Consider the following 11,408-nt stretch of genomic DNA (forward strand, 5'->3'; position numbering starts at 1 on the left):
GGGCGCGTACAGCAGTTGCTCGGCGAGCGTGCCGCCGGCGCGTTCAATGGCGCGACGATGCACACGCCCGTCGATGTGACGGAGCGCGCACTGGAGGTCGTGAGGGCAGCGCGGATCGACGGAGTCGTCGCGGTAGGCGGTGGCTCGACCACGGGGCTCGGCAAGGCGATTGCGCTGCGCACCGATTTACCGCAGATCGTGCTTCCGACCACCTATGCGGGCTCCGAAATGACGCCGATCCTCGGTGAGACGCAGGACGGTCGCAAGACCACGCAACGCAGCCCGAAGATCCAACCGGAGGTTGTGATCTACGACGTGGACCTGACGCTATCGTTGCCGCTGACGATGTCAGCCCTTTCGGCATTCAATGCGATCGCGCATGCGGTCGAGGCCCTCTACGCGCCGGATGGCAATCCGATCGTCGCGCTAATGGCCGAGGAGGGGGTGCGCGTAATCGTGGAGGCGCTGCCGCTCGTACTGAAAGAGCCGGGCGACCCCGGCGCGCGCGCATCGCTGCTCTATGGGGCCTGGCTTTGCGCCTGCTGTCTCGGCGCGACGACGATGGGCCTGCACCACAAGTTGTGCCACACGCTAGGCGGCCTGTTCGACTTGCCGCATGCGCAGACACACGCGATCGTGCTGCCCTATGCGCTTGCCTACAACGCGCCAATGATTCCCGATGCCATGGCCCGGCTGCGCCGCGCGATTCAGACCGATGATCCTGCCGGTGCGCTGTTGCAGATCGAACGCGACTGCGGGATACCGCTTGCACTGCGCGACATCGGAATGCCAGACGAAGGGATCGTGCGCGCGGTCGACCAGGCGATGGCAAATCCGTATGGAAATCCACGTCCGGTCGAGGCCGGCGCGCTCAGCGAACTGCTTCAGCGTGCCTGGGCGGGTGCCGGGGTTTGACGCGCCACGATACGACGCAATTACGAAGAAGGCGCAGCCATGGCAAATCGACCGCATGAAGACCCACACGTCCCGCCGGACTTTCTCGTTGTCGGCGGCGGTACGGCCGGGGCAGTGATGGCTGCGCGTCTGTCGGAAAGTGGCCGGCACCGCGTGTTGCTGATCGAAGCAGGCATCGACACGCCGCCTGACCAGACGCCGTCTGACATTGCAGATACGTTCCCCAGTTCGACGCTCAATCCCGCTTACTTCTGGAGCGGCCTGGAAGCGACCGTGGTCAAGGGCGGACGGCCACGTCCTTTTCCGCAGGCTCGCGTGATGGGCGGCGGCTCCAGCATCATGGGGATGTTCGCGCTGCGCGGCGTGCCTTCTGACTTCGAGCGCTGGAGTGCCGCCGGTGCACCCGGATGGTCGTGGGACGAGGCCGTGCGACTGTATCGCAAGATCGAGCGGGATCCAGCGCGTGGCGCAGCAGCGCACGGCACGACGCCGGTGAAGCGCATGGCGGCGGATGAATGGCCCGCGTTCGTGACTGCGCTGCGCGAAGCGGCGCTTGCCCGTGGCCTTCCCTACGTGGATGACATCAACGAAGCGCCGGGCGACGGCTTCTTTCCGATGCCATCGAGCCACGATGGCAACGTCCGTTCGTCGAGCGCGGGCTGCTATCTGAGCGCGGCCGTGCGTAGCCATCCTAATCTGACGATCAGCGCGAACACTCGGGCATTACGTCTGCTGCTGGATGGACGCAGGGTCGTCGGCGTCGAAGTTGAGCGTGGCGGCGTCGTGGCGCCGCTTCACGCACGCAGTGTGATCGTTTCGGCGGGCGCGATTCATTCTCCCGCGTTGCTGCTGCGCTCGGGTATCGGTCCCGCCGCCGAACTAAACGATCTCGGCGTGCGACCCGTCATGGATTTGCGCGGTGTGGGACGCAACCTGCAGAACCACGCATATCAGTTCTTCGCGCTGACGCTGCCGCGCCGCAAGCGGCTAGCGCAGCATCTGAGGCGCTTTGCCGTGGCGGGTTTGCGTGCATCGTCGAATCTGCCTGGGTGTCCGGCGAGCGACCTGCTTCTGTTTGCGCTGGGCCGGGTTAGTCCGCGCGCTTTCGGCACGGATGCCGCGATGTTGGGATCGGCGCTATATGCGCCATTCTCCAGAGGATCGGTCACGCTGGCGCAAGCGGACCCCGGCGTCCATCCGCTCATCGATTTCCGGATGCTCGATGATCCACGCGATGCACCGCGCGTAGTCATGGCGGCGCGGCTTGCCGAGCAACTGTTGAGCGACCCTGCGGTCGCCGCGAGCTACAACGAAGCGTTCCTGTTGCCACCGGGCATGGCGCTCAATCAGTTCAACCGTCCTGGCCTTGCGGGACTTGTACTTGCCGCTGGCGCACGACTGGTCCTCAATGCTCCCGGACCGCTGAGGCGTTTCGCCGTTCGCGGCGCGATGGGTGCGGGCATGCCGCTCGCCGCAAGCCGTGGCAATCAGGCCATCACGGACGACGAATTGCTCGTCTCCATCGCGCCAATGGGACACCCGGTCGGCACTTGCGCAATGGGCGATGCGCGCAATCCGGACACCGTGGTCGATGGCGAATATCGCGTAAGCGGCGTCGAGCACCTGTATGTGGTCGACGCATCGGTGATGCCGGTCATCCCAAGCGCAAACACGAATCTGCCGACGTTGATGCTCGCGGAGCACGCTGCCGAACGGATCCTGCACGCACTCGAACCGGCGCCGCAGACCCTATTGGGGAATGTTTGACCGCGCTGCCCCAGGCGCAACACACACTATCAATCAGAATGAAGGAGACAGATATGACTGGCATGACCCTGAAGTGCGGGCTGGCGCTCGCGTTGTGCGCGAGCGGCACGCTTGCGTATGCAGACGGCGAGAATATCGCTGTATTCACCAAGAACCTGACCAATCCGTATTTCCAGAGCGTGCGGCTCGGCGCGCAGAGCGCGGCCCAGCAATTGCATGCGAACGTCACCAACTACGTGCCAACCAAAGCAGATAGCATTCCTGAACAAATGAGCCAGATCGACGATGTAATCGTCAAGCGTCCGAGCGCGGTCGTGATCGTGCCCGTGGACTTCAAGGCGATGGGGCCCGGTATCGCGAAGCTGAATGCTGCGAAGATTCCAGCAGTGAATATCGTCGACAAGGCGCAGGCCGGCAACTTCGTCAGCTTTGTGGGTGCCAGCGACTATCAACTGGCTCTGCAAACCGCTCAGTATCTATTGAAGTCGATGGGCGGCAAGGGGCGTGTGATTATTCTCGAAGGGGTACGCGGGACGTCCACATCCGATGAGCGCATGCGCGGCTTTCATGACGCACTCAAGGACGCACCTGGCGTCAAGGTGTTGAGTTCGCAACCGGCCAACTATCAGCGGCTGCAGGCATTGCAGGTGATGGAGAACCTGTTGCAGACCTACCCGAACGTCGATGGCGTGCTTGCCGCGAACGACGCGATGGCAATTGGTGCGCTCGATGCACTCGATGGCGCAAATCTGCATGCCAAGGTCGTGGGTATCAATGCGAGCAAAGAAGCCGTTGACCTGATCAAGCAGGGAAAGATGCTCGCGAGCGGTGACTACTCGGGATTCAAGCAGGGTTGTATCGGCGTGATGGCGGCGCTGCGCTCACTGCGTGGCGAACCGGTGCCGAAAGACATCTCACTGAAGACCGAGGTGGTCACGGCCGCGAACTATCAGGGCTTCGACGTCGCGCCGGACAAGCTCACTTGTCCGACGTGGGCACAGGCGACCGCCCAGTGAAAGGGGGCGCAGCGTTTGCGTAGCGCGGCGGCCGGTACCAGGACTGCTGGCCGGCTGCGTCGATGCAACGTCATTTTTTCCACATGGAGCGAACATGAACTTTGTCGTCTATTGTATCGATCACCCAGGTATGGTGCAACGTCGCCTTGATAATTACGAGGCACACAAGGCCTATTTGCAGACTTCGCCTGTACGCGCCCTGATCTCAGGACCACTAACAGAAATCGACGGCACGATGATCGGCAGCTTCTTTCTTTATGAAGGCGACGACATCGCCGGCGTGCGGAATTTTGTCGCGGGCGATCCGTTCAACCAGGCCGGTATCTGGAACACGATTGATATCCGGCCGTTCGTGAAACGTGTTGATAATCGCTGAGCCAGCTAAACAGGAGCAAGACGATGTCAGAGCCTCTCAGTTCGAAGGTCGTAATTATCCTCGGTGGGAGTGGAGGAATTGGCGCGGCGACCGCACGACGTCTCGCTGCCGCAGGGGCGAGAGTCGTCGTGACTGCGCGCGACGATATCGGCAAGGCGTCAAGCGTGATCGACAGCCTGTCAGGTACCGGCCACCTTGCCGCAACCGCGGTGGTTACCAATAGCGCCGCGCTCGACGCCCTTGCGATGCAGGTACGCGCCACGTACGGCCGGGCCGATATTCTCGTGAACACGGCGGGGTTTACCAAAGCGGTGCCGCATGCCGATCTCGACGCGCTGACCGACGAGCTAATCGACGAGATCATGCGCGTGAACTGGCGCGCACAGTTTGCCTCCATTCGTGCTTTTCGCTCGTTGCTGGAAGAGAGTGGCAATGGTCTTGTAGTGAATGTGTCGTCGATATCGGGGTCGACCGGCATGGGCAGCAACGTCGCCTATTGCGCGGCGAAAGCGGGCCTCGATGTGATGGCTGCATCGCTTGGCCGCGCACTTGCGCCGCATATCCGGGTGCTGAATGTGTCGCCTGGCGCGGTTGACACAGGGTTCGTGCCGGGACGCGGCGCCGACTTCAACGAAAAGGTGGCCGCGACCACACCGCTGCGCCGTATTGGTATGCCTGACGATATCGCCGCTGCGATTGAAGCGTGTGCTACGCACCTGACGTTTAGCACCGGTTCGACCATCGTTGTGGACGGCGGGCGGCGGTTGAATTGACGGTCTGATCATGTGGTTCAGCAACGAAAAAAACGGGATGTCGTGTGTCGTGTGTCGTGTGTCGTGGCGTTGGTTTGCGCTATGAAGCGAGCAAGCATTCCTGCTCACGGCATCCGTTCAATCCATGATCAATCGGCCGAATTTGCTATCGCCTCGTACATATTTCGCGTGGCCACAGCACTATCGAACCGCAGCGCTCCGGCGAATGGCGAGGGTCGGCTGTGGCGCGCGGCGTCGCAGCATCGAGCAGGTCGAGCAGTTTCCGTAGCCGGCGCAACTGCGTATGCATGATGCCGGGTGTGGCATGCGCCTGTTGAATGCGCATGCGCCAGTAGATTGGTCCGAAGATCAACAGGGCGCGTTCGTCGTTAATGACGCGTTCGAGATGCCCGATTGCGCTGTCGAGGTTCTTGATGGAGTAAGGGCTGACGGATGGAAGCTGAATAGTCGCTTTATTCTTCAACGTTCGTTCGAATGGACATTGGCGGGGCGCGAGCCTCGGATAGAGACGGGATACGGTCTATCTGGAGCGCGCAGGGTGAATCGGCGAGGGATCGCGTAGCGCGGCTGCGCGTATTCGCTACTGAGGCCACCGCTGCATATAGCGATGGATTAGCGACACCTCGACCCGGATGCCGCCGATATCCAGAATCCTTTCCCAGTCGCCATGCAAGTGCCGTTCGACAAGCACAGTGCCGAACACGCCTTCGTCGAAGACGATCTATCGGCATTTGCAGAAGCTGGAGGAAGAAGGCCTCGTCGAGATGAGCCAGCGCGGAACGGCCTCGGTGTGGCGCAAGAAAGCAGGCGCAAGCGGCATGGCTGCGAAAGCCGGTGCGATGATGAGCTTCGACGAAGCACTGGCGCTGCAAACGCTCAGGCGCTTTTCGTCGCGTCAGATACCGGAACTGGTGGCCGAATCGCTATCCGCGATGTTCGAAATCGCGGAAACGCGGCTTCAGAAGACCAACAGCGAGACCGAGCGGAAGTATTCGCGTTGGGCCAGCAAGGTTGCAGTCGAAAGCGGCGGCTTTGCGCTGCACTATCCGAGCATCGATCGTGACATGTTCGCGACGGTCTCAAGATCGCTCTTCGAGGAACGCAAGCTTGAGATCGTCTATCGCCCGCGTCACAACGCGGATAACGATCGGGCAAAAATCGTCCTGCCATATGGTCTTGTCGAAGTGGGCGGACTCGTCTACCTGGTGGCCGGCACGGAAGGCAAACCCGATCCGACGATGTATCGCATGGACCGGCTGACGCGTGCCGCGGCGAGGCTGGAGCCGTTCGCCTATCCGGCGTCGTTCTCGCTCGATGCATACGTCAGGCAGCAACGCCGCTTCGACTTTATGGTCGAGAAGGAAGCGGTGCTCAAGTTGAAGTTCGTTGGCGGCGCGGGCGACCATCTGCTTGAGGCGCCTATGTCGAAGGATCAGAAGAGCACCCGCAAAGAGGATGCGTTGCATGTGCAGGGCACGGTGATGCTCAGTCAGAGACTGCGGTGGTGGCTGCGTTCGTTTGGGCCGAACGTCGAAGTGCTTGGACCCGCGACCCTGCGCGCGGAGCTTGCTGCAGAAGCGGCCGAGCTTGCGACGATCTACAGCGCATAGTCGCGCGACAGGATAGCGGCCACCGCTAACAAATTGATCAATGCGGTGTTGGCCGCGATGTTGTTCGCCGTCTTTGGTTTCACCGCGACGGCGGTGTTCGACATTGGAGAACGCGCCTAGTTTGCAAGCGACATCTGCGACCCGATGCGATTCATGATGCGCACCGTGCTATGTCCGGCCTCCGTCAAACGCCACTGCTGGCGGCCCGAGGGTAGTTCCTCTAGCCGGACGAGCTCAAGTTCGAGCAACGTGTGCAGTTGGGCGGGTTTCATGTGCAACTGGTCGGGTGAGTACTTCACAAACAATAGCGCGGCAAACTCATGCGGGCTCAACATCGGTTTCTCCATTTACTGTACGGACACCGGCTTTGCGCCGGTGTCCGGCGCCGCCGGACGATTCGTCATCGGGCCTGGCTGTGCGTTGGTTCTGTACATCCCCGATGGCACACGTCCCATCCGGCAGGCATTTGCCATGCACTCGCGAATGCGTGCAAAACGGTGAACTCGGCTTCTGTGACGTGACGGTCAGCATGTATCGCGACTCTCGACAGGCTCATGACCTCTGCTCTCATCTGAGGATCCTGGATTTCCGCGATCAGATGTTCCATGAGTTCCGGATTGAACTTGCAAAGGTTGCCCCAGTTCAGGTGAGCGGCCAGCGCCAGGTCCTCGCACAGACTCTGCATGATCGTCTGGAACTCGCCTGCCTTCAGGCCTAAGCGGTCTGACAATCCAGCTCCCTCGAGCGCTTTGAGTTCATTGCTGCCGACATGGCTGTCGGCAAGCAGGGCGAGTGCGACAAGGCGCGCGGCAGCTTGTGGGCTGTCGCATTTGTAGGTGCGCATGATGTACGTCCTTTAAAGATTGAAACGGGTCTTAAATGGTTTGCCGGAGGCCGGCCAGGGGGAAACGGTGACTGGCGGATGCAGATGCACGGGCTCGTCAATGCGATGTTTGTCGTGAGCATTCGAGCTGTTCGCTGCGCGATGCGTCAGCGATTCGAATCACCGAGGGATGGCGGACATGTCTTTCGACCGAGATCGCATAGAACTCGTCGAAGACGCCTGCAATGTGTCCGAGGGACTGCACTGCGTGCTCGCGTAACAGTTGCGTTTCAAGGATGGCTGGCGCTGCGAAGACGCCTTTACCCTCACGACCGAACGCCATCATCAACGCCCAGTCGTCAAACTCCCCGACGACTCGCGGACTGAAACCTGTCTCGCTGATCCAGCCGTCGAGCTTGCTGCGCAGTGCGCTGCCCGTTCCGGGCATCAGCATCGGCATCTGGTCGAGGCACTCGGGAAACGGTGCCTTGCACTGCTCCTGCAAGCCGGCTGCGCCGAAGATTGCGAGGTTGGAGCGGCCGAGCCGATGGCTCACCGCCTGGATGCCCGCGTTTGCCGGGATCGGCGCATCGGACAAAACGAGGTCGAGCCGGTGAACGGCCAGATCATCTAGCAGCGCTGCAAGGCCGCCTTCGCGGCAAACGATACGCATGGGCGGCCCATCGATTACCGCGGGCTCGAGGAGGCGATACGCGATGGACTTCGGAATCGAGTCGGCGATACCCACCTTGAAGGCGTTGGCTGTGAGGAGTCCATCGCGTCCCTTGAGTTCGCTTTCGAGATGTGCACCCAGCAGGAAGATCTCTTCGGCGTATCCGAGCGCGACGCGTCCTGCCTCGGTTAGTCGAACGTTGCGCCCATCTCGTTCGAGCAGCTGGCAGCCCAGCCTCGCTTCCAGCAGCTTGATCTGTCCGCTCAGCGTTTGCGGTGTGATGTGCAGACGCTTGCCTGCGCGAATCACTCCGCCTGCCCGAGCGGTCATCCAGAAGTAGTAGAGATGTTTGAAATTCATGTTCAGGTTCCTTGGCTGGATCAGCAGCCGTGATAGGGGCGGTCGCGGAAGCCTTTCATGGAGGCTGCGCGGCTTGGTGATTCGGTTTTTGTCTCGTTCTTCCAGGCGCCGACATGGCGCGGACGGCTGATAGCGTGCCCGTCGCACCATCTCGGGGTGTCTGCTATTCGCCTGGTAGACCGAATGACTGGATGCTAGGTAGGGGAGCCGGTCGACTCCATCGAACGCATACGCCGCTCAAGCTCGGCGATGTCTGACGATGAGGCGAGAAAGTCATTCGCACGGCGTTGCTCCGTGCGTTCAAACCAGCAAGACAGCTTTTCGACAAAGTAGCGAAACATAATGCGCTCCGGTAATAGGTGAGCGTGACGTGCTTGACAGCGAGCTGGGCTGTCAAAGGAGGGTCGACGGTACCGGAGGGTTGGCATGACGCCTTCTCGTTTGGGGAAGCTGCGCGGTTTGTCGATGAAGTGAAGATTACGCAGCGAGAATTAGCAAAGAATGAGCACCCGAGGGGGGTGGTCTGGGCGAGGGCAACGATGCCTGGCGGTACGGAGCTTCGCTTCGGGTAAACCGAACTGACGCGAAAGGAAATTCGAATATTCGCTTCGACGGATACGCTTTAGATTGAGTCCTGTCAGTCAAACCCATTGATCAGGAGATTCGCATGGAAATCAGCATCCAGACATCTGGCATTCGTCTGTCTAGCGGCGAGATGGAGACGCTTCGAGAGCATGTACGTCAACGGATCGAAGGCACCTTTTCACGCATCAAGAGGCGCATTACCCTCGTCTCAGTGCACCTTGCGGATGTCAACGGACCGCGTGGCGGATTCGACAAGCACTGCATGGTCAGGGTGAGCCTGGGCGGTGCAACGGCCGCGCTCGCGCAGGGACACGATCACAACCTGTTTGCGCTGATCAATCGCGTATCAGGATGCGCTGCCCGCGCCACGCTGAAGCGCCTTAAGAGGCGCGTGGATACCACCACCCTCAGAAAGATGAGCGATACGTCAGCGGACCACGATTCCGCTTCCGGAATTGATCACGACGCGGCGGTTCCCGTGCGTGGATGAGGGGGCCATCTTCTGCAGTCTTGCTGAATACCTTCCCGCGTTACAGCGTGTTGTTATACTCGGCCTGAACGATTGTTCGGGCTCGACCACGTTGCAGTTTCGGGTTTGAGCTTCAGAAAACGAGAGGCCAGAAGATCAGCGAGGTGCATGACATGGACAATGCCGCGAAAGAAGCTGTTAGCGTCCGAATCCAGCCGCAGCATGCAATAGCTGCGTTCGGCAGAGTCCTCTGGCACTTGCGCGCCATTCTGGCGATGCTGCTGATCCTGTTCCTCATTTTGTCGGTGGCCATGTATTACGTTGGCGGGCCAGTCGACGTAGCCACGCGCACACAATCATCGCTAGGACACACGTTCTATTTTTGCGCGGTGACAGCGTTGACCATCGGCTACGGTGACATTGTGCCAACCAGCACGCTTGGTCGGATCTTCGCGGTTTTGCTGGGGCTGCAAGGGGTGTTGATAACGGGCGTGGTCACTGCTTCCGCTGTTTATGCCATCCAGGTTGCTGCACATCGCGCCGGTTTGCTACAGGGCTAGGCGTAAATGCCCGCAGGCAACGGCGCATTGAGGAGCATCGCGCGGTTCAGTTACAGCATGGCCGCCGTCCCTGCTTCACCAGTCCGACTGCGATGGAATCGAATCGACTGACCCAGTCGCAAGCGCGAGCGCTGCGGCGGCCGACAACGCACCGCTGTAACTATCCGCGTACGCATTCTTCGCCGCGAGCAGCTGGTTCTGCGCAAGCAGTGCGTCGGTGACGGAGCCGACACCGTGCCGATAGGCGTCGAACGCGGCGTCGTACGTCGTCTGCGCGGCAGCGAGTAATTCTTTGGCGGCAGCGTGCGCGGTGAGGCTCGTCTGCAACGTGTTCTGAGCGGTGACGATTTGCCGAACGGCTTCTTCGCGGCTGTGGTCGAGGCGGGTGGATGCGCTGTCGGCATCGTTGCGCGCCTGCGCAAGCACCGCTGAGCGCAAGCCGCCGTCATACAGCGGAATCGTGACGCCCACGATCACGCTGCCGCCGTAGTGTCCATTGCTCAGGTTCACTGTCGGCAGTTGCTGACCGATGGCCGGAACCGCCGAGATCGACGAACTGCCTGTGTTGTAAGCACCCACGGCCGACACAAACACCTTCGGCATGAATTCCGACTCAGCAGCCTTCACTTTCGCCAGAGAGACACGCTCGGCTGCATAAGCGTTCAACACGTCCGGGCGCCTGGCGATCGCGGATGACACGATCTGGTCGATCGAGTCGCTCGTTGCGGGTGGCAGCGCGTGCACCGGCATCTGAGCAATGTCGGGCTTGGAAAGCGGAGAAATCCCCATCGCCGAGATCAGCGCCAGATAGCTGTTGCTTTCGGCGCCCTGCGCCTCGACCATCGCAAGCTTCGCCTGCGCTCGATTCTGGTTGGCCTGTGCCACTTCGATCACGGTACCGACGCCACGCTTGTAGCGTGACTGTGCGGCGGCCAGGATCGCGTCTGCATTGTCGAGGCCTTGCTGGGTCGTGTCGATCCGGGAGCGCGCGGCCTGGTACGCGTAGAACGCGACACTCACGTCGTAGATCACCTGTTGGTGAACTGCGGTAAAGCTGATGTTGGCCATCACCGATATCTGCGATGCAGCCTCGAGGCGCGCCGCACGTCCGCCGAAATCGAATAGCAGCCACTGCAGCGCCACCACTTCGGTCGCGCCATGTCCTGAAGCACTGAGCGACGAATCGCCGAGCGCAGAGGAACTCGAGGTATGCGCACCGAGGTATTGCCCCATCGCCGCGACCGACAGTTGCGGAAGATAGGCGGCCTTCGCGATGCCGGCCGCGAGAGCCGCATTGCGTGCGTCGTTCCACGCAATGCGGGTCAGCGGGTTAGCCGTTTCCGCGAGATCGATCAGTTCGGGGAGCCCGTAGGCATGGGCCTGCTCCAGGGCTGGAGGAGGCGGCACGGCGGCGAGTGCGGGATTCGCGGGCAACTCGTAGCTGCGTGCCCGGGCCGCCGTCCCCGTCGATGCCGGAGGCC

Annotated in this window: 14 protein-coding genes; 8 read left to right on the plus strand and 6 right to left on the minus strand. The window is 61.1% G+C overall.

Features of this window, described 5'->3' with window-relative positions:
* The 5 genes from WCA85_RS13185 to WCA85_RS13205 form a co-directional block, all read left to right on the plus strand.
* Nucleotides 1–915: maleylacetate reductase (locus WCA85_RS13185; protein ID WP_424064493.1), on the plus strand; the 915-nt coding region annotated here is incomplete at its 5' end.
* A 39-nt stretch (nt 916–954) separates the two neighbouring features.
* A complete protein-coding gene (locus WCA85_RS13190) occupies nt 955–2,682 on the plus strand; it encodes a GMC family oxidoreductase (protein ID WP_424064494.1) in 1,728 nt (575 codons plus the stop codon).
* Nucleotides 2,683–2,735: 53 nt separating this feature from the next.
* The gene (locus tag WCA85_RS13195) at nt 2,736–3,698 is read left to right on the plus strand and encodes a sugar ABC transporter substrate-binding protein (RefSeq protein WP_424064495.1); all 963 of its coding nucleotides are present in this window, start codon (nt 2,736–2,738) and stop codon (nt 3,696–3,698) included.
* A gap of 94 nt (nt 3,699–3,792) precedes the next feature.
* Complete coding sequence (locus WCA85_RS13200; RefSeq protein WP_424064497.1) at nt 3,793–4,074, plus strand: YciI family protein; 282 nt, start codon at nt 3,793–3,795, stop codon at nt 4,072–4,074.
* 23 nt (nt 4,075–4,097) lie between these two features.
* The gene (locus WCA85_RS13205) at nt 4,098–4,847 is read left to right on the plus strand and encodes an SDR family NAD(P)-dependent oxidoreductase (protein ID WP_424064499.1); all 750 of its coding nucleotides are present in this window, start codon (nt 4,098–4,100) and stop codon (nt 4,845–4,847) included.
* Nucleotides 4,848–4,992: 145 nt separating this feature from the next.
* Here the strand turns inward: WCA85_RS13205 and WCA85_RS13210 are convergent, their stop codons facing one another.
* Complete coding sequence (locus tag WCA85_RS13210; RefSeq protein ID WP_424064501.1) at nt 4,993–5,310, minus strand: hypothetical protein; 318 nt, start codon at nt 5,308–5,310, stop codon at nt 4,993–4,995.
* A gap of 229 nt (nt 5,311–5,539) precedes the next feature.
* On the opposite strand from WCA85_RS13210, the gene WCA85_RS13215 reads away from it, so the two are divergent.
* Nucleotides 5,540–6,457, plus strand: a complete 918-nt coding sequence (locus WCA85_RS13215) for a helix-turn-helix transcriptional regulator (RefSeq protein WP_424064503.1) — start codon at nt 5,540–5,542, stop codon at nt 6,455–6,457.
* A gap of 116 nt (nt 6,458–6,573) precedes the next feature.
* On the opposite strand, the gene WCA85_RS13220 is transcribed toward WCA85_RS13215, so the two are convergent.
* The 4 genes from WCA85_RS13220 to WCA85_RS13235 all read right to left on the minus strand — a co-directional run bounded on the left by WCA85_RS13220 (nt 6,574) and on the right by WCA85_RS13235 (nt 8,741).
* Nucleotides 6,574–6,792 (minus strand): hypothetical protein, encoded by a 219-nt coding sequence (locus WCA85_RS13220; protein WP_424064505.1) that lies wholly within the window; start codon nt 6,790–6,792, stop codon nt 6,574–6,576.
* A 65-nt stretch (nt 6,793–6,857) separates the two neighbouring features.
* The gene (locus tag WCA85_RS13225) at nt 6,858–7,301 is read right to left on the minus strand and encodes a TerB family tellurite resistance protein (protein WP_424064507.1); all 444 of its coding nucleotides are present in this window, start codon (nt 7,299–7,301) and stop codon (nt 6,858–6,860) included.
* Nucleotides 7,302–7,398: 97 nt separating this feature from the next.
* Nucleotides 7,399–8,313, minus strand: a complete 915-nt coding sequence (nhaR, locus tag WCA85_RS13230) for a transcriptional activator NhaR (RefSeq protein WP_424064509.1) — start codon at nt 8,311–8,313, stop codon at nt 7,399–7,401.
* A 194-nt stretch (nt 8,314–8,507) separates the two neighbouring features.
* Complete coding sequence (locus WCA85_RS13235) at nt 8,508–8,741, minus strand: DUF3563 family protein (RefSeq protein ID WP_424064511.1); 234 nt, start codon at nt 8,739–8,741, stop codon at nt 8,508–8,510.
* A 239-nt stretch (nt 8,742–8,980) separates the two neighbouring features.
* Here WCA85_RS13235 and WCA85_RS13240 point away from each other — a divergent pair, with 239 nt between their 5' ends.
* A complete protein-coding gene (locus WCA85_RS13240; protein ID WP_424064513.1) occupies nt 8,981–9,388 on the plus strand; it encodes a hypothetical protein in 408 nt (135 codons plus the stop codon).
* 152 nt (nt 9,389–9,540) lie between these two features.
* A complete protein-coding gene (locus WCA85_RS13245) occupies nt 9,541–9,927 on the plus strand; it encodes a potassium channel family protein (RefSeq protein WP_424064515.1) in 387 nt (128 codons plus the stop codon).
* A gap of 75 nt (nt 9,928–10,002) precedes the next feature.
* Here WCA85_RS13245 and WCA85_RS13250 read toward each other — a convergent pair.
* On the minus strand, nt 10,003–11,408 hold a 1,406-nt coding region (locus WCA85_RS13250; protein ID WP_424064517.1), incomplete at its 5' end, for a TolC family protein.

It is taken from the genome of Paraburkholderia sp. (assembly GCF_049581445.1).
In the GTDB taxonomy this organism is placed as follows: Bacteria; Pseudomonadota; Gammaproteobacteria; order Burkholderiales; family Burkholderiaceae; genus Paraburkholderia.